This is a genomic window from Johnsonella ignava ATCC 51276, from assembly GCF_000235445.1.
In the GTDB taxonomy this organism is placed as follows: domain Bacteria; phylum Bacillota; class Clostridia; order Lachnospirales; family Lachnospiraceae; genus Johnsonella; species Johnsonella ignava.
Genome location: NZ_JH378833.1, coordinates 145,336 through 163,626, shown reverse-complemented (window position 1 = coordinate 163,626; position 18,291 = coordinate 145,336). Strand labels below are relative to the sequence as shown.

Annotated in this window: 15 protein-coding genes; 13 read left to right on the top strand and 2 right to left on the bottom strand. The window is 35.6% G+C overall.

Annotated features, from left to right (window positions below):
• Nucleotides 1-192: 192 nt before the first annotated feature.
• The gene (locus tag HMPREF9333_RS07895; RefSeq protein ID WP_005541231.1) at nt 193-2,019 is read right to left on the bottom strand and encodes an NAD(P)H-dependent oxidoreductase; all 1,827 of its coding nucleotides are present in this window, start codon (nt 2,017-2,019) and stop codon (nt 193-195) included.
• Nucleotides 2,016-2,564 (bottom strand): PadR family transcriptional regulator, encoded by a 549-nt coding sequence (locus HMPREF9333_RS07890; protein ID WP_005541229.1) that lies wholly within the window; start codon nt 2,562-2,564, stop codon nt 2,016-2,018. The genes HMPREF9333_RS07895 and HMPREF9333_RS07890 overlap by 4 nt, the downstream gene beginning before the upstream one ends.
• Before the next feature lie 382 nt (nt 2,565-2,946).
• On the opposite strand from HMPREF9333_RS07890, the gene HMPREF9333_RS07885 reads away from it, so the two are divergent.
• The 13 genes from HMPREF9333_RS07885 (at nt 2,947) to HMPREF9333_RS07825 (ending at nt 18,276) form a co-directional block, all read left to right on the top strand.
• Entirely contained in the window at nt 2,947-4,176 is a 1,230-nt protein-coding gene (locus HMPREF9333_RS07885; RefSeq protein ID WP_005541227.1) for a polysaccharide deacetylase family protein, read from the top strand.
• A gap of 406 nt (nt 4,177-4,582) precedes the next feature.
• On the top strand, nt 4,583-5,263 hold the full coding sequence (locus HMPREF9333_RS07880; RefSeq protein ID WP_005541225.1) for a hypothetical protein: 681 nt from the start codon (nt 4,583-4,585) through the stop codon (nt 5,261-5,263).
• A 249-nt stretch (nt 5,264-5,512) separates the two neighbouring features.
• Nucleotides 5,513-5,953: a LytTR family DNA-binding domain-containing protein gene (locus tag HMPREF9333_RS07875; protein WP_005541223.1), complete on the top strand. Its 441-nt coding sequence runs from the start codon at nt 5,513-5,515 to the stop codon at nt 5,951-5,953.
• 10 nt (nt 5,954-5,963) lie between these two features.
• Nucleotides 5,964-6,422, top strand: coding sequence for a DUF3021 domain-containing protein (locus tag HMPREF9333_RS07870; protein ID WP_005541221.1), 459 nt, complete (start codon nt 5,964-5,966; stop codon nt 6,420-6,422).
• A 317-nt stretch (nt 6,423-6,739) separates the two neighbouring features.
• Nucleotides 6,740-8,377 carry an ABC-F family ATP-binding cassette domain-containing protein gene (locus HMPREF9333_RS07865; RefSeq protein ID WP_005541219.1) on the top strand — a complete coding sequence of 546 codons (1,638 nt, stop codon included), beginning with the start codon at nt 6,740-6,742 and terminating at the stop codon, nt 8,375-8,377.
• 199 nt (nt 8,378-8,576) lie between these two features.
• On the top strand, nt 8,577-9,335 hold the full coding sequence (locus HMPREF9333_RS07860) for an exodeoxyribonuclease III (RefSeq protein ID WP_005541217.1): 759 nt from the start codon (nt 8,577-8,579) through the stop codon (nt 9,333-9,335).
• A 132-nt stretch (nt 9,336-9,467) separates the two neighbouring features.
• Nucleotides 9,468-11,411: a hypothetical protein gene (locus HMPREF9333_RS07855; protein ID WP_005541215.1), complete on the top strand. Its 1,944-nt coding sequence runs from the start codon at nt 9,468-9,470 to the stop codon at nt 11,409-11,411.
• A 124-nt stretch (nt 11,412-11,535) separates the two neighbouring features.
• Nucleotides 11,536-12,195, top strand: coding sequence for an L-serine ammonia-lyase, iron-sulfur-dependent subunit beta (gene sdaAB / locus HMPREF9333_RS07850; protein WP_005541213.1), 660 nt, complete (start codon nt 11,536-11,538; stop codon nt 12,193-12,195).
• A gap of 42 nt (nt 12,196-12,237) precedes the next feature.
• A complete protein-coding gene (gene sdaAA, locus HMPREF9333_RS07845; protein WP_408611224.1) occupies nt 12,238-13,119 on the top strand; it encodes an L-serine ammonia-lyase, iron-sulfur-dependent, subunit alpha in 882 nt (293 codons plus the stop codon).
• Nucleotides 13,120-13,507: 388 nt separating this feature from the next.
• A complete protein-coding gene (gene nrdD / locus HMPREF9333_RS07840) occupies nt 13,508-15,676 on the top strand; it encodes an anaerobic ribonucleoside-triphosphate reductase (RefSeq protein ID WP_005541209.1) in 2,169 nt (722 codons plus the stop codon).
• A gap of 20 nt (nt 15,677-15,696) precedes the next feature.
• Nucleotides 15,697-16,218 (top strand): anaerobic ribonucleoside-triphosphate reductase activating protein, encoded by a 522-nt coding sequence (nrdG, locus tag HMPREF9333_RS07835; RefSeq protein WP_005541207.1) that lies wholly within the window; start codon nt 15,697-15,699, stop codon nt 16,216-16,218.
• Nucleotides 16,219-16,276: 58 nt separating this feature from the next.
• Complete coding sequence (locus HMPREF9333_RS07830; protein WP_005541205.1) at nt 16,277-16,963, top strand: DNA alkylation repair protein; 687 nt, start codon at nt 16,277-16,279, stop codon at nt 16,961-16,963.
• A 326-nt stretch (nt 16,964-17,289) separates the two neighbouring features.
• A complete protein-coding gene (locus HMPREF9333_RS07825; RefSeq protein WP_083816612.1) occupies nt 17,290-18,276 on the top strand; it encodes a 4Fe-4S binding protein in 987 nt (328 codons plus the stop codon).
• Nucleotides 18,277-18,291: the final 15 nt, after the last annotated feature.

Here is an 18,291-nt window from a genome sequence, read left to right as displayed (position 1 = left end):
CGAATTTAGGAGTTTTTTTATAGGATTTAGTCTTAGGCTTTAATCTATTAAGCCAATTAGAATTTTTAGAAATTTCAGTCTATTTTGAAAAAGCAGTTTTGTGAAATCCTATGTAAAAATTGCAGTGCCGTCCATACACATCTTATTTAAGAAATAGCAGCTATACAGTATAATATTATAAAACAGCCATGTCTATCCCTTTGAAGCGTAGTAAGCCGGATACCAGTTTTTGAACCAGTTTGTAAAAAATCCCATAAATACCGGGAGTATTGAATTTAACGCTCCTATCCATGCTCCTATACCCGATAAAATAAGGAAATAGGTCCATATGGGTGTTATAAGATATAAAATTCCCCATGCGGCTGTAAGTATCCTGTTTGTTTTTATAAAGAGGGGATTTTTAAAGGCTTTTATACCTCCAAAATCATTATTTGAATAATATGCGGTGAGCGGGATTTTATTAAATGTGCTGGCAGTCCATATAATTCCAAAAATCATATAAGAAAGGGGGATTATATAAATCAGAGGTTTTCCTGTAATTGCCATAATACAGAGTGCGGAAACTGAGAATATACTTATATATTCAAATAGAGTTCCCCTGTATTTTATATATGCAAAGGGGATAACGGAACATAAAAGGATACCTGAAATACCGCCTGCATAAGGATTTATTGATAAGAATATCCATATAAAAATCCATGGAATGAGCAGCAGATTCATATTTGAAGCTTTTGATTCGCTGTATTTATCAGGTTTTTTACCTTCATCAGTTCCTATGCCGAAATATTTATCCCAGTTCATCATAACTGAAAAATCACCTTTTACGCTAAAAAGATGCTGCATAAGCGCCTCTTGTCCGTCAAGTTCGCCGAGTCCTATTTTTTGCCATACATCAAGCGGAGTTTCGATTATAGTATCTGCTTTTACAAAATCACTGTCAATCACCTTATATCCGTTATTTTTTAAAAGTATCTGATATTTTTCATTTATATCCGTATAGTTAAATTCAAGTACCATATCCTTAGTCCATGATGAGGGATTGTATAATGCTGACATTTGTTTAGTAAATATAAGTCCTTTACCGGAGTGTTCGGACCGGCTTTTAGCAGGTTTAATATTTTGATTTAAGCTTTTTTTATCTGTATTTGTGTCTGAGCCTGATGTCGAAGTTACATGCTCCGGGCTTGTGCCTTTTAGAGCTGAAATCGGCGAGGCACCGGTAAATGATTTTGCATTAATATTGCCTTTATCTATCCCCCAGCTGGCATCAGCCATGCTTTCATACATTTGTCTGGGAAGAAGAAGCTCATCAAGCTTTTTTCTTGTAGATGTACTTATGGCTGTATATGTAATAAATTCCATACCTGCTTTTTGTACATAGGACAGGTATTCATCAGTTCTTTTTTTTAGCTGAGGCACATTAAAAAGTTCGCCCTGACCGCAGTATATTGAGGTAAAGGTATTTTGCCCGCACATATGATTTATCTGTTCATCTACAGCAAGGTAATTGCCCTGTGCAGTGAAGAAACCGCAGGTTGATGTAAAAACATATTTTTTTGACGACATATCATAGCGGTGAGGATGGGCTCCGCTTGGAGAATCCTTTTCCATAAACGGAAGATTGAGCGGCAGTTGTCTGTCCATAAGTGCCTTGAGTTTTGAAGGTATACCGAAATAATAAAGCGGAAAGCTCCATATTATAATATCGGACTCAAGTATTTTTGCCAGTACATATTCCATATCGTCATGTATGCAGCATATACCGGGAGTTTTGCTCCAGCAGTGGAAACAGCCCAGACAGTCTTTTATATTCAACCTGTATACATCAAGCTGAGTGATGTCGGCTTTACAGGTTTCTTTTATGCCATTACAAAATGCCTTTGCAAGATGCAGTGAATTGCTTTTTTCAACCTTGGGGCTTCCGTTTAGTAAAAGGACTTTTAAAGCAGGATTTAATCCGGTATTATCAGCAGCTTTTGTATTAGCATGTAAATTATTTGCAGTTAAAACATCTTTCATTTATATACCTCTAATTTCTGTATACATCTTTTTGCCCATTCTATACATAAGTTTATATAGCTGTATCCGAAGTCTGCCGTCATTTCCCAATATAATATCTTATAATCTTCAATACCATCTCTGTTTTTAGATATATTTTCAGGTATTGATGACATTCTGTCAGAATACTTTTGACAGTCATCTATAAACTTTTTAAGGATTTTTATACTTTCCTCAGGCTTCATTTCCCCTGAGAAAAACAACTTAAGTAAAAATGCATTTTTATTTTTTTCAACAGTCTCTGATGAATCCTTTGAAAGCCAATTTAAAAATTCTTCTTTTCCGCTTTCAGTTATATGATAAAGTTTTTTATTCGGCTTATCGCTTTGTATTATATGTTCACAACTTACATAACCTTGCTTTTCAAGTTTATTTAATTCAAGATATATATGGCTGTTTTGTGCACACCAGAAAAAATTGACTGATGAATTGAATACTTTTGCAAGATCATAGCCGGTCATATTTCCATAGGATAAAAAGCCTAAAATACCGTGTGATAATGACATTGTATAACCGCCTTTCTTATTTTTGGATTAAGGTTCTATATTTATAATCTATAAAAGTAGTATATTATAAAATAAATATAGTATATAATTATGATATATCAATATTATGATATTGTCAATAGGATTGATAAATTTATTTGGATAAGAATGTGTGATGAAAGAGTTATTATATGCTTTTCTTTTGAAGCTTCAAACTATGTGAGAGTGCTTATATAAAATATTTGTCTAAATTAACGGGCCTCGGTTTTGTAAGAGTAATGTAAGATATAGTAATGATATAGAGTCTATTCTTTATTATTTGTTTATGCTATTATATACTCACGATATATGTTTCGGTAATATCCGACATAAAAGTTATTATATTTTAGAAAGGTGAAATGATATGTACTATATCATAAAAAGAAATTTGTTAGGAGTTTTAAAGGAAAACTTATTGAGGATAGTTGGACTTTCAATTATATTTTTACTGGGACTTGCTACATGTTCCTGTACTTACGGTACAGACGTACAGGCACAGGTGGACGGCTTCGGTGCCGTTTACAGCGGGCATTTTGATAATACAATAGGTTGGAGCAACTGGATTAGTGATAATCATGTGCTTTCATATAAAAATGTATTTCCTACTGCAATAAAGATAAGTCTTGAAAAGCAGCCTGAAGGAATGTCGGGAACTGTGCAGTATCAGATAAATTCAAGCGGAAGCGGATGGCTTGAATGGGCTGAGGCAGGTGCGGAAACAGGCTTTCCCGGAAGCGGAGCCCCTATTGAGGCATTAAAGGTAAGGCTGAACGGTGAACTTGAAGCAAAATATGATATATATACAAGGGTTTATCAATCAGGAACCTGGACGGATTGGGTAAAAAACGGTGAGACTGCAGGCACTGACGGAGTGGGAACACATATAGATGCCGTAAGGGTGGCGATTATGCCGAAAGACGGCGGAGTTCCTGAAGAGATTCAAAATAATGCCGCTCCTCAAAATCAGTCGGGAAGAAATATAGATCCAAACAGACCTATGGTGGCACTTACATATGATGACGGTCCAAATGCTCCTGTAACCAACAGAATATTAAATGCTCTTGAAGCAGTCGGAGGCAGAGCGACATTTTTTGTTGTAGGCAGCAATGTACATGGAAGAAATGCTACAATTATGAAGCGGGCATTTGATATGGGCTGTGAGATAGGAAACCATACATATAAGCATGAAAATCTTACAAAGCTTTCAGCTGAGGCTATAAAAAGTACAATATCAAGTACCGACCAAAAGGTCATAGAGGTTACAGGCACCTCGCCTTCACTTGTAAGACCTCCTTACGGGGCAAAAAATGCTTCCGTGCTTAATACAATAGGTAAACCGGCGATACTTTGGTCTATAGATACTCTTGATTGGAAGACTAAGAATGCAAGCAGCACAATAAATGCGGTGCTTAATCATGTAAAGGACGGAGATGTAATTCTTATGCATGATATATACGGTCCTACAGCGGATGCTTCTGAAACTATAATTCCGGAGCTTGTAAAAAGAGGATATCAGCTTGTTACGGTAACTGAGCTTGCCAGCTATAGAGGCGGTCTGCATACAGGTAAAAGCTATGGCGCATTTAGGAAATAATTTCAGATTTAAAATTGTATTAAAATAAATTTTAATAATTTTGTATTATATAAAAGAACTCTTGTTTAAATTTATTGCAGTTAAAAACAGGAGTTCTTTTTATATAGTGATTTTTTAATATTTAAATTTTGATATTAAAGTAGTAAAATCTTTCTTTATTTTGAGTATATTTTAAGGATTAATTTGCAATAAGTCAGCATAAATTTAGTGAATATAAATGAAATTGTATAAATTTTTAAAAGATTAGCATTGATAAAAAGCGACAATATTGATACTATGCTATCAATAAAGAATAAACTTAGCATATCAAATAAAAGTTTGAGATATGACATTTCGGAAAAAGTAGCAGATGATAATAGACCAGAAAGTGTTATAAAGTGAAATATAATTTTAGGAGAATACAGTTATGAACAGTATGTTAGTAAAAGAATTATACGAAATAAAAGCAAATCCTTTAGAATATATGGAGGGTGAAGCGGATCTTGAAAGATTGGTTTCTTATATTATCGGATTTTCAGCGGCTGAAGCGGTATATAAGATAAATGACGATATTGTCGGTAAAGAGTTCAGCGATTTTGTTAAAAAAAGACATAATATTGCTTTAGAAACTATACAATGGATAACCGCCTTAAGATGGATAACGGCAGATGATAAATCAGCTTTTAAAAGATTTTACTATGAACTTGATTCTTTTATAAACGAGAATAATAAAGAGATATTTTCTATGGAGGATAATGGTGCCGTATCCTATGCTAAGCAGGAAAAAGGGATAAAGCCCGATCTGCTTTGTTCACATATAGAAAATATGCGGGAAAGGCCCGGAATGTGGCTTGGAACCAAGGATGTCGAACGTATGTATTTTTTTATAAAAGGTTTTATAAAAGCGGAGTTAATAATACATGGCATAGCTAAAGAACATCCGTTTGAGGGTTTGACTCATAATTTTACAAATTTTGTAAGGCAGGTTTATAATATTAAAGAAAATGTCAGCTGGCTTAAAATTTTAGAGTTTAAATCTGAAAATAAGGAAGAAGCACTTGAAAAGTTTTATTGTTTATTTGATGACTATCGAAAGACTTTTGACTGATTCGCAGGAGTATAAAGTATAAAATAATGAATAAGCTTACGGAGATTATGTTACTGCAGCGGGAGTTAGTGCTATAAAGTAAACTTATTGAATTGTTATAAATACAAATGGGGGCTGGGATTTTGCTCCCTTATTTTTTATTATAAAAAATTAAATACCGGTTAAGAGTGAAATACGACCATGTAGAGGAAAACGGTTGAAAACAAATTTAAAATCCATATACTATAAACCATAGGGAGGAGGTAAAAGATGAAGATTGAACTTAAACTTGACAGTTCATGCAAAGAGCCTGAGGTTATTTTGATATGCAGTAAGATAACACAGGATATAAAGGCTCTGATTAGAAAAATTTCACAGGAAACGCCGCGGATGCTTGTGGGATTTAAAGATGATTTTGTGGAAATACTGGATGAAGATGACATAGTTCATATATTTACAGATTCGGGAAAAGTAATTGCCGCAACAAAGCAAGGAAAATATGTAATTCGCCTGCGTCTGTATGAGCTTGAAGAAAGACTTGATAAAAGCAGCTTTGTACGGATTTCAAATTCAGAAATTATCAATTTAAAAAAAGTTAAGGGCTTTGATCTCAGCTTTTCAGGCATAATATGCGTTATGCTGACAAATGGTGCAACTACCTATGTTTCAAGGCGATATGTAGCCAAAATCAAGCAAGTTTTAGGAATATGAGGTGAGGAAAATGAAAAAAAATATTATACAAAGAGCATTAATAGGTTTTCCTATAGGCATAAGTATAGGATATGTGATTACAATTATTATTTCAGTGATTATAGGAAAAGGGTCTTATTACAGTGTTACTCAGAGGCTGGCGGAAGCTATGGGCAGTGAGTTGTCAGCTGTAATTGTACAAACAATTGTATGCGGATTTATGGGGGCGGCGTTTGCGGCACTTTCTCTTGCATGGGAGACGGATTCATGGAGTATAGCAAAGCAAAGCTTTGTTTACTTTGTCGGAGCGGCAGTAATAATGCTGCCTGCAGCATATATTATGGGTTGGATGCAGCGTAGCTTAAAGGGATTTTTAATGTATACAGGTCCGTTTGTTGTTGCATTTTTAATAATCTGGATAGTACAGTACTTTGTATGGAAGTCAAGAGTTCAAAAGCTTAATAAAGGTCTTAAAAAAGATAGAGACTGATAAATATAAACCGGATAAAAATAAAAAATACAAATTTAAAAAGTACTTTGCAAATTACAAATTTTAGGATACAATAGCATAGACCATGTACAACGGGGGCAGAAATGTCCCCTTTTTACTGTACAATAATATAATATGATGTAAGTGCCGGAATATAATAAATTCTCCTGCAAGCAAGCTTGCATCGAATTTTATACTTTTGACACTTGTATCATAATATTGAGCTTTAATAATAAAATAAAGTTGAAATAAAATAAAAAACCGGGAAAAAAGCAAAATGAAAAGCTAAAACAAATACAAAATAACAGGAGAAACACATGATAAGTGCAAACGGCATTACATTAAGGCTTGGGAAAAAAGCTTTATTTGAAGATGTAAATATAAAATTTACCGAAGGTAACTGCTACGGTCTTATAGGAGCCAACGGTGCGGGCAAGTCCACATTTTTAAAGATACTTGCAGGCAGGCTTGAGTCAACAAACGGTGATATAGCTATAACTCCGGGACAGAGATTGTCATTTTTGGAACAGGATCATTTCAAATATGATGAATATCCTGTACTTGATACAGTAATGATGGGTAATAAACGCCTCTATGAGATAATGAAGGAAAAGGATGCGATCTATGCAAAGCCTGATTTTAGTGATGAGGACGGTATAAAGGCGGCTGAGCTTGAAGGGGAATTTGCGGCTATGAACGGCTGGGAAGCGGAATCCGATGCGGCAAATCTTTTAAACGGCCTTGGGGTTGATACAGAGTATCATTCCGGTCTTATGAAAGATTTAAACGGAGCATTAAAGGTCAAGGTACTTCTTGCAAGAGCACTTTTCGGAAATCCCGACATACTGCTTCTGGATGAGCCTACAAACCATCTTGATCTTGATGCTATAGCATGGCTTGAGGAATTTTTGATAAATTTTGAAAATACAGTTATTGTAGTATCACATGACAGATATTTCTTAAATAAAGTATGTACTATGATTGCAGACATAGATTACGGGAAGATACAACTTTATACCGGAAACTATGATTTTTGGTATGAATCAAGCCAGCTTATGGTTAAGCAGATGAAAGAGGCTAACCGCAAAAAGGAAGAGAAGATCAAAGAACTTCAGGAATTTATACAAAGATTTTCTGCCAATGCTTCAAAATCAAAGCAGGCGACTTCAAGAAAAAGAGCGCTTGAAAAAATAGAGCTTGATGATATAAAACCCTCATCAAGAAAATATCCGTATATAGATTTTCGTCCGTCAAGGGAGATAGGAAATGAGGTGCTTACCGTTGAAGGAATTTCAAAAACCGTTGACGGTGAAAAGGTACTTGATAATATAAGTTTCGTGCTTAACAGAGAAGATAAAGTTGCACTTGTAGGTCCGAATGAAAAGGCAAAAACGCTTTTATTTAAAATACTCTCAGGTGAGATTGAACCTGATGAGGGCTCATATAAATGGGGTCTGACAACAACACAGGCTTATTTCCCCAAGGATAATTCAAAGATTTTTTCAGGAGATGAGACTATAGTTGAATGGCTTACACAGTTTTCTGAAAATAAGGATGTAACCTATGTAAGGGGATTTTTAGGCAGAATGCTTTTTGCAGGAGATGACGGATTAAAGAAAGTAAAGGTGCTTTCAGGAGGTGAAAAGGTAAGATGTCTGCTTTCAAGAATGATGATAAGCGGTTCCAATGTTCTTATGCTTGATGAGCCTACCGACCATCTTGATATGGAAGCTATAACTGCACTTAATAACGGGCTTATTAAATTTCCGGGTGTACTTATATTTTCATCAAGGGATCATCAGGTGGTACAAACCACCGCAAATCGTATTATGGAGATAATAGGCGGAAAGCTGGTTGACAAGATTAGTACCTATGATGAATATCTTGATTCTGATGAGATGGCAAGAAAGAGATTTACTTTCACGGTATCTGAAAGTGAAGCTGATGATGATTGATATTTTTATATAGAGGTTTAGTTTTTGATTAAATATAATCCGTATGATTCATACTGATTTTTGAAAAAATATAGTCTGAAGTTTTAAAAAATACAATATGAAGCTTTATAGATAATATAGTGCTGAATTCGGATTTTTAAATTTGAATCTGAAGTTAAAATCTTTATTGGGTTTAAATTCGTGAAAGGAACTTGTATTTATGAAAAAAATGATATCATGGAATGTAAACGGGATAAGGGCATGTATTGAAAAAGGTTTCCTTGACGTTTTTAAGAATATGGATGCAGATATATTCTGTATACAGGAGTCAAAGGTTTCAGAAGGTCAGCTTGAACTTGATCTGCCGGGTTACTATGATTATTGGAATTATGCACAAAAGAAGGGATATTCCGGAGTTGCCATGTTTACAAAGGATAAACCTGTCAAAGTAACTTACGGTATGGGTATTGAAGAACATGATAATGAGGGCAGGATAATAACTGCCGAATTTGAAAACTATTATATGCTTACATGCTATACTCCAAATTCACAGAGGCAGCTTACAAGACTTGAATACAGAATGGATTGGGAGGATGCATTTTTAGACTATATAAAAAATCTTTCACAAAAAAAGCCTCTTATATACTGTGGGGATCTCAATGTAGCTTTTGCAGATATAGATCTTAAAAATCCTAAGACAAACCGTAAGAATGCAGGTTTTACTGATGAAGAAAGACAGAAGATGGCTGTAGTACAGGCATCGGGCTTTACGGATTCATTCAGATATCTTTATCCTGACCTTGAGGGGGTTTATTCATGGTGGTCATATATGGGAGGTGCCAGGTCAAAGAATATAGGTTGGCGTATTGATTATTTCATGGTATCTGATTCACTGAAAAACTGTATAAAACAGGCACGGATACATACAGATATAATGGGCTCGGACCACTGTCCGGTGGAGCTTGAAATTGATATTTAAGCTTATATTTTTTAGAAATATTTAAAAGCCGGATTATAGGCTGTGGCATAATGAGGTGTCCTGCTCTTTGTGATTTATTGCAGTACAACTATAAAGTGCATTCATAATAAATAAAACTGTCAGGTAATTTAAATGAATTTTAAGATCAGAAATGTTGTATATTTGCCTTACAACATGGGATTAAATGTAGGGAGTGAATATATTGAGATAAGTGTGGCACATAAATGTAATATGCTGAAATTGCTTGTATTTGAAAGAAATGTGGAAAAAGAAGTATATACATTTAACTTTGATAAAAATAAATGTCTTGGAGATATATGGTTTTTAAGTCTTTATATAGATGATGTAAAAGAACTTGAAAATATGGAGTACGCATTTGAGGATGAGAACGGCAGGTTTGCAGACCCGTACGGGAAAAGTTTTTCAGGAAGGGATACATGGGGAAAAGCCGCACATTATAAAAATATAAGGCGAAGTCCTTTTATAACCACATGCTTTGACTGGGGCGAGGGCGGGGGTCGTCTTTATATCCCGTGGAGTGAAAGTATAGTATACAGGCTGCATATAAGAGGATTTACAAAATCAGCTTCATCAAAAACCATATATTCAGGTACTTTCAGTGGTGTAGTTGAAAAAATTCCTTATATCAAATCGCTTGGGATTACTACACTTGATATAATGCCCTGTCAGGAATTTGAAGAACTTATGCCGTTAAATATAAGACATGATATATTTTCAGGTATGGGATATAATGCCGATATATTAAACACAACCAAAAAAGTGGTAAATGATGAAAAAACTGTAAAAAATCATATGATAAACTATTGGGGTTATGCCGATACACTGCATTTTGCACCTAAGGCAAGCTTCAGTATGAAAAAACGCAGAAATCCGCCGAATGAATTTAAGCATATGGTAAAGAGCCTGCATAATGCAGGTATTGAGGTCATTGCAGAATTTTATTTTAAAGAGGGAACCGGTTATTCATATGTGAGGGATGTACTTATATACTGGGCTTATGAATACAGACTTGACGGCTTCCATATACTTGGAAATGTATATGCCGCAGAGCTTGCAAAAGAAGCTGCACTTTCGGGTATAAAATTAATATATGAAAATTGGGATAATACATACAGGGGTTATTATAACTTTAAAGACGGTTCAGATGACGGCAGGCTTAAGAGGCTTGCTTCTTTTAATGATTCATTTCAAAATGATATGAGACGTTTTCTTAAAGGTGATGAGGGAATGATAAACAGCCTTGTGTATCATACTAAAAATAATCCGCAGTATGCTGCACAGCTTAATTATATAGCGGATATAAAGGGCTTTTCATTAGTTGATATGTTAAGCTATGATATAAAACATAATGAAGCCAATCTTGAGAATAATAAAGACGGAACAGACTATAATTATTCATGGAATTGCGGTTGTGAAGGCAGTACCTCAAAAAAAACGGTAAACAGGCTAAGGGCTAAGCAGCTTAGAAATGCTTCTCTGCTTGTATTTTTAAGTCAGGGGACTCCTGTGATTGCTCAAGGTGATGAGCTTGGTCAGAGCAAAGGCGGTAATAACAATACCTACTGTCAGGATAACAGGATATCATGGCTTAACTGGAAACTTATAAATTCAAACTCACATATACTTGAATGGTTTCAATTTATTATAAATTTCAGAAAAAAACACAGGGTATTTCATGCCTGCAAGGAACCTGCAAATCTGGACAATGCGGCACTTGGAATGCCTGATGTATCATATCATGGAGTAAAAGCATGGCAGCCTGATTTTGATAATTACAGTCGTCAGCTGGGAATACTGTATTTCGGGCAGTATGCAAAAAATGCGGACGGAAGTTTTGACGATACTTTTTATGTGATGTACAATATGCACTGGGAAGCACATGATTTTGCTCTGCCTAAGCCTGAAAAAGGTTATAGGTGGCATCTGTGTATAGATACCGACAGGCATGATATAAACGGATTTTATCAGGAAGGCAGTGAAAAAGATATTGGCAATCAGAGGGGCTATCGGGTGAAAGCCAGAAGTATAGTTGTTCTTAAAGGTGTTAAAATATAAATTGTGTAATTAAAAACTGCTGCTTATTTGCAGCATATATTTATTATAACGGAGAAGTGATTTAAAAGCAGAGCAAAAGAGGTTATAAACCTTTGCTGACTGTATTTAAATATGGTGTAATTGTATGAATGTTTTTGATGTAATCGGACCTGTAATGATAGGACCTTCAAGCAGCCATACTGCCGGAGCGGCAAGGCTTGGAAATGTTGCAAGGACGGTTTTTGCAAAAGAACCTAAAACTGCAAAAATAGGACTTTACGGCAGTTTTGCAAAAACAGGCAGGGGGCATGGTACCGATAAAGCTCTTATAGCAGGTATACTCGGCATGCCGCCTGATGATGTAAGAATTAGAGAAAGCTTTGAATATGCAAAGGCGGCAGGGCTTAAATTTTTTTTTGAAGATATAGATGTACCCGGAGGTCATCCGAATACCGCAAGGATAAGCTTAAGCGATGATGAGGGCAACAGTTTTACACTTGAGGGTGCTTCAATAGGGGGAGGCAGTATAAAAGTTACAAAACTTGATGATTATGATGTTGAGCTTTCATTTGAAATACCTACCATAGTGGTAAGGCATATAGATTATCCCGGAGTAATAGCCAGGGTTACTGATGAACTGTATAAAAGCAGTGTAAATATATGTAATTTTATGCTTTCAAGGAAAAAAAAGGGCGGTGATGCACTTATGACCATAGGTATGGACTCAATGCCTGAAAAAGAGAATATAGAACATATTAAAAAGCTGGACCATGTAACAGGTGTAGAGGTACTTGACCGGCTTTAAACTAAACCGGAAGAGATTGCCGATTTAGTTTTAAGAGGAGATATTACCATGAGTTTAACATACGAATCCTTTAGTGAGCTTTTAGAAATTGCGAAAAAGGAAAATAAGATGATCTGTGAGATTGTTATAGAGGATCAATGTATAGAGATGAAACTTTCAAGAAGCGAAATAATTGAAAAGATGCGTGAAAGATATCATATAATGCTTGATTCTATGAATGAGGGACTTAAGGAGGGAGTAAAATCGGTAAGCGGTATAAGCGGAGGTGATGCCAGAAAGCTTTATAACTCGATAGGAGGAGCTTCGGTTTGCGGCGATTCATTTACCAGAGCGATTGCCATAGCCATGGCTGTAAACGAGCATAATGCCTCAATGGGTAAGATAGTGGCATGTCCTACTGCCGGAAGCTGTGGTATACTTCCGGGAGCACTTATAGGTTTGAGTCTTAGTCATGATATAGATGAAGATGAAGTGGTTAAAAGTATGTTTACGGCATCATTTGTAGGTATGGTTGTTGCCAAAAAGGCAAGTGTATCAGGAGCTGAGGGCGGTTGTCAGGCGGAATGCGGTACTGCAAGCGCAATGGCAGCTGCGGCTGTATGTGAACTGCTTGGCGGAACACCTGAAATGTGTGTTAATGCAGTGGCTTTTGTAATTAAAAATGTACTTGGACTTGTATGTGATCCGGTTGCAGGACTTGTTGAAGCTCCATGTATAAAAAGAAATGCCTCAGGAGTTGCAACTGCCTATATGGCAGCACAGCTTGCACTTGCAGGCATAAAGTCGATAATACCGACAGATGAAACTGTACAGGCACTTAAAAGGGTAGGTGATAATATGAGTACCACACTTAAAGAGACTGCGGAGGGCGGTCTTGCAGTAACGCCTACCGGATGCAGTATATGCTCAAGAGTACATGGATAAAAGTAATTAATGTGTCTTTTATTATGTGTATATCTAAGTATTATATCTGCCGTATTTTGAATATATTCCTTTTAAGTATGATTATACAAGAGGTTAATCGTATTTGGTGTAATAGGAGTTTGTACATAGGTTTTACTGAAGGCTTTTTTAAGCTGTTTGTAATGAATATAATAATGAATATAATTAGAAAAACAATAAAAATCCCTATATGTTGTATTATTAACACCCTTGACCATACATTATATAGAGGTTATAATAATCCTGTTTTGTTATCATCATAAATAATATGCTGTTTGATATGCTATTATATGATGTTTAATATATTATTTTTATAGAATATATAACAGCTCTGTTTACAGTATGCTGTTTAACAGGAGGGTTGTTTATAATGAAAATCATTAAGAGAAACGGTTCTGAGGTTGAGTTTGATATAGTCAAGATCACTGCTGCGGTAGGAAAGGCAAATGCCGTTGTTGAAGTTGATCAAAGGCTTACATCAGACCAGATTGAACTTATAGCATCAAATGTTGAAAAAAACTGCATGAGCATGAGACGGGCAGTAGGAGTTGAAGAAATCCAGGATATGGTTGAAAATCAGATCATGGAGCAGAAAGCATTTGAAGTTGCAAGAAAATACATAACCTACAGATATGTACAGAATCTTAAAAGAAGAACAAATACAACTGATGAAAAAATACTTTCACTTATAGAGTGTGATAACGAGGAGGTAAAACAGGAAAATTCCAATAAAAATCCCACTGTAAGCAGTGTTCAGAGGGATTATATGGCAGGAGAGGTCTCAAAAGACCTTACAGAAAGGATTTTGCTGTCTCCGGATATAGTTGAAGCACATAAAAACGGCATACTGCATTTTCATGATGCCGACTATTTTGCTCAGCATATGCACAATTGTGATCTTGTAGATCTTGAGGATATGCTTCAAAACGGAACTGTGATTTCAGGTACATTTATTGAAAAACCTCACAGTTTTTCAACTGCCTGCAATATAGCAACACAGATAATAGCACAGGTAGCTTCAAGCCAGTATGGAGGTCAGAGCATATCTCTTTCACATCTTGCCCCGTTTGTTGATGTAAGCCGCAAAAAAATAGAGTCGGAGCTTGAAGCGGAGCTGTATGGACTTAATGTTTCAGATGAACAGAAGGAAAACATAGTCGAGAGAAGGCTTAGAAGTGAGATAAACAAAGGTGTACAGACTATACAATACCAGGTGGTTACACTTATGACCACAAACGGTCAGGCACCGTTTATAACTGTATTTATGTATTTAAATGAGGCTAAAAATGAACGGGAAAAAGAGGATCTTGCATTGATAATTGAGGAAATGATACGTCAAAGACATAAAGGAGTAAAGAATGAGCAGGGTATATGGATAACTCCCGCATTTCCGAAGCTTATATATGTCCTTGAAGAAGATAATGTAAAGCCAGGTACAAAATACTATCACCTTACAAGGCTTGCAGCACAGTGTACTGCAAAGCGTCTGGTTCCTGATTATATATCCGAAAAAAAGATGCTTGAGTATAAAATTGATAAAAACGGTAACGGAAACTGTTATACCTGTATGGGCTGCCGTTCATTCCTTACACCATATGTTGATGAAAACGGAAAGCCTAAATATTACGGTCGTTTTAACCAGGGGGTTGTAACTATAAATCTTGTAGATGTCGCTCTCTCAAGTGATGGCGATATAAAAAGATTTTGGCAGATATTTGAAGAAAGACTTGAATTGTGTCATAAAGCACTTAGAGCCAGACATGAGAGACTTTTAGGCACTCCTTCCGATGTAGCTCCTATACTTTGGCAGTATGGTGCACTTGCAAGACTTAAAAAGGGTGAAAATATAGATAAGCTTTTGTTCGGAGGATATTCCACTATAAGTCTGGGATATGCCGGGCTATATGAATGTGTAAAGTATATGACAGGCAGGAGCCATACCGATGATATGGCAAAGCCCTTTGCACTCAGTGTGATGCAGAAGATGAATGATAAATGCAATGAATGGAAAAAAGCTGAAAATATAGATTATTCGCCCTATGGCACTCCGCTTGAGTCAACTACATATAAGTTTGCCAAATGTCTGCAAAAAAGATTCGGAGTGATAGAGGGCATCACTGATAAGAGCTATATAACAAACAGTTATCATGTTCATGTAACTGAGAAGATAGATGCATTTACAAAATTAAAATTTGAAAGTGAGTTTCAGAAACTTTCACCGGGCGGAGCTATAAGCTATGTTGAAGTACCGAATATGCAGGGTAATATAGATGCGGTTATGAGTATGCTTGAATTCATATATGATAATATAATGTATGCCGAGCTTAACACCAAGTCCGATTATTGTCAGGAATGTGGATATGACGGAGAGATGCATATAGATGACCTTGACGGAAAGCTGATCTGGATATGCCCGAGGTGCAAAAACAAGGATCAGACGAAGCTTAATGTTGCAAGGCGTACATGCGGATATATAGGCACACAATTTTGGAATCAGGGCAGAACACAGGAGATAAAAGACAGGGTTATGCATTTATAAACCGTGAAGTATTTAAAGCGATGAAATATGCAAATATAAAATACTATGATATAGCAAACGGTGCAGGCATAAGAACAAGCCTTTTTGTTTCAGGCTGTACTCATAGATGCAAGGGCTGTTTTAATGAAGCTGCATGGGATTTTAATTTTGGCTCGGAATTTACCGACAGTGTAATTGAAGCTATACTTGAATCAATAACACCTGATTATATAAAAGGGCTTTCACTTTTAGGAGGTGAGCCTATGGAGCCTGCAAACCAGCCTGCGGTGCTTGAACTTTTGAGAAAATTTAAAAAAAGATTTCCTAAAAAGGATATATGGTGTTACAGCGGTTTTACATATGATATTGATTTTTTAGAAGGCGGAAAGGCATATACGGATATAAGTGATGAGATACTTAGTCTTATAGATGTTATGGTTGACGGCAAATTTGAGATGGAGCTTTATGATGTAAGCTTAAGATTTCGTGGAAGCTCAAACCAGAGGCTTATAGATGTGCCTAAAAGCCGGAGTGCTAAACAGATAGTCTTATGGGATGAATAAATCTCGTAAATAATTTATTATAAGTCAGAATTTAAAATTTATATATTATAAGGAAAATATGGATATATTTGATATTAAAATACGGCTTAAAGAGTTACAGAATATAAAGTACAGAGACTTTAACTTAAAGCTTATACCCGGCATTAAAGGCATGAAAATGATAGGTGTCAGGACACCTGAACTTAGGAAGCTTTCTGTAAAGATCATGAAATCTGCCTGCTGCAGGGATTTTTTAAATGTTCTGCCTCATGAATATTTTGAAGAAAACAGCCTGGACGCCATTATAATCTCGGCTTCTGCGGATTTTGACGAATGTATAAATGAGCTTTATAAATTTCTGCCTTATGTTGATAACTGGGCGGTATGTGATATTATCTCTCCTAAGATTCTGTCAAAGGATAAAAAGGAGCTTATGAAGCATATATCCGTGTGGCTGGCTTCAAAGCATACTTACACAGTACGCTTTGCCATAGGTATGCTTATGTCGTTTTTTCTGGATACGGATTTTAAAAAAGAACAGCTTGTAACGGTTGCAGATATAAAGTCCGATGAATATTATATAAAGATGATGCAGGCATGGTATTTTGCCACAGCACTTTATAAGCAGTATGATGAAACCGTAAAACTGATTGAGCAGGATATGATTGATGAAGATGTTAAGAAAAAAACTATACAGAAGGCTGTTGAAAGTTATAGAATAAGTTCTGAACATAAAGAGTACTTAAAAGGTTTCAGAAAAAAATAAAGAATTTAAATTTAATATAGGTATTATAAAAATTATAAATTCAGATATATACCTATAAATATCAGACATGTTAAGAAAATCTCCCTTTAACCGGGGAGATTTTTTCTTAACACTGTCTTTACCATAAATGTGTTAATATTTAGCAAAATGATGATTAAATCATCGTTTACTTAGGCTTAAGATATAATATAAACACGGAACAATACAAAATATATGCTGCAAAATGTGTATATATAAATTTATATAATAGATATTATAGAAAGGGGAAAATGCCGTATGATATATGTTTAAAAATATTTATATTATACGGAAACAATATTTGTAATATGAAAAACATAAAAAACTCAAGAGGTTTTAAACAGGAAAGGAAAAGAAATATTATACAGGCATTATGCTCACTTGCCACCAATGCAAATCTGCCGGGTTTTTTTAAGGGAAAGATATATACAGGACCTACAAAGGCGGCATGTGTACCGGGATTAAACTGTTATTCATGTCCCGGGGCAGTCGGTTCATGTCCTATAGGTTCTCTTCAGGCGGTTATAGGAGGAAGAAAATTCAGCATGTCATACTATGTTGCGGGAATTATAATATTTTTCGGAGCAGTATTTGGAAGACTTATATGCGGCTTTATGTGCCCCTTTGGATTTTTTCAGGATCTGCTTTATAAAATTCCCGTAAAGAAATTTAAAATACCTCAATTTTTGGATAAGATACTCAGGTATTTAAAGTATGTTATACTTGCACTATTTGTAATTATATTTCCTCTGGTTTTAACAAATCAGTTCGGTATGGCACCTCCTTATTTTTGTAAGTATATATGCCCGGCAGGTGCACTTGAAGGTGCGATACCGCTTGTATCAACAAATCCGGGATTAAGGAATACAATAGGATTTTTATTTTTCTGGAAGATGGGAATACTTATTACAGTAATACTTTTATCTATATTTACTTACAGACCTTTTTGCAAGTATATATGTCCTCTAGGAGCATTATATTCATTTTTTAATAAAGTAGGTTTTTACAGAATGCACCTTAATCAGGATAAATGTGTAGGTTGCGGTTTATGTGAAAAGGCATGCAAGATGGATATAAAAGTCAGAAAGGATATAAATTCGCTTGAGTGCATAAGATGTGGTGCATGTAAAGCCGCCTGTGGACACGGTGCGATCACGGTTTCATTTGCAGGTTTTGAAATAAATGAAGAAAAAAATAAGGACTTACAGGATAAAAAGGCGGCTGCAAAAGGCGGTTGCAGTCCGGCGGCATGTGCGGGCTGTCCCGGATGCGGCGGTAATAAAAATTTAAAATAAGAAATTAAAAAGGCT

What these genes read in the sequence shown, in the direction of transcription:
- HMPREF9333_RS07895 (WP_005541231.1), bottom strand. Translation starts at nt 2,019, where the DNA reads ATGAAAGATGTTTTAACTGCAAATAATTTACATGCTAATACAAAAGCT.
- HMPREF9333_RS07890 (WP_005541229.1), bottom strand. Translation starts at nt 2,564, where the DNA reads ATGTCATTATCACACGGTATTTTAGGCTTTTTATCCTATGGAAATATG.
- HMPREF9333_RS07885 (WP_005541227.1), top strand. Translation starts at nt 2,947, where the DNA reads ATGTACTATATCATAAAAAGAAATTTGTTAGGAGTTTTAAAGGAAAAC.
- HMPREF9333_RS07880 (WP_005541225.1), top strand. Translation starts at nt 4,583, where the DNA reads ATGAACAGTATGTTAGTAAAAGAATTATACGAAATAAAAGCAAATCCT.
- HMPREF9333_RS07875 (WP_005541223.1), top strand. Translation starts at nt 5,513, where the DNA reads ATGAAGATTGAACTTAAACTTGACAGTTCATGCAAAGAGCCTGAGGTT.
- HMPREF9333_RS07870 (WP_005541221.1), top strand. Translation starts at nt 5,964, where the DNA reads ATGAAAAAAAATATTATACAAAGAGCATTAATAGGTTTTCCTATAGGC.
- HMPREF9333_RS07865 (WP_005541219.1), top strand. Translation starts at nt 6,740, where the DNA reads ATGATAAGTGCAAACGGCATTACATTAAGGCTTGGGAAAAAAGCTTTA.
- HMPREF9333_RS07860 (WP_005541217.1), top strand. Translation starts at nt 8,577, where the DNA reads ATGAAAAAAATGATATCATGGAATGTAAACGGGATAAGGGCATGTATT.
- HMPREF9333_RS07855 (WP_005541215.1), top strand. Translation starts at nt 9,468, where the DNA reads ATGAATTTTAAGATCAGAAATGTTGTATATTTGCCTTACAACATGGGA.
- sdaAB (WP_005541213.1), top strand. Translation starts at nt 11,536, where the DNA reads ATGAATGTTTTTGATGTAATCGGACCTGTAATGATAGGACCTTCAAGC.
- nrdD (WP_005541209.1), top strand. Translation starts at nt 13,508, where the DNA reads ATGAAAATCATTAAGAGAAACGGTTCTGAGGTTGAGTTTGATATAGTC.
- nrdG (WP_005541207.1), top strand. Translation starts at nt 15,697, where the DNA reads ATGAAATATGCAAATATAAAATACTATGATATAGCAAACGGTGCAGGC.
- HMPREF9333_RS07830 (WP_005541205.1), top strand. Translation starts at nt 16,277, where the DNA reads ATGGATATATTTGATATTAAAATACGGCTTAAAGAGTTACAGAATATA.
- HMPREF9333_RS07825 (WP_083816612.1), top strand. Translation starts at nt 17,290, where the DNA reads ATGAAAAACATAAAAAACTCAAGAGGTTTTAAACAGGAAAGGAAAAGA.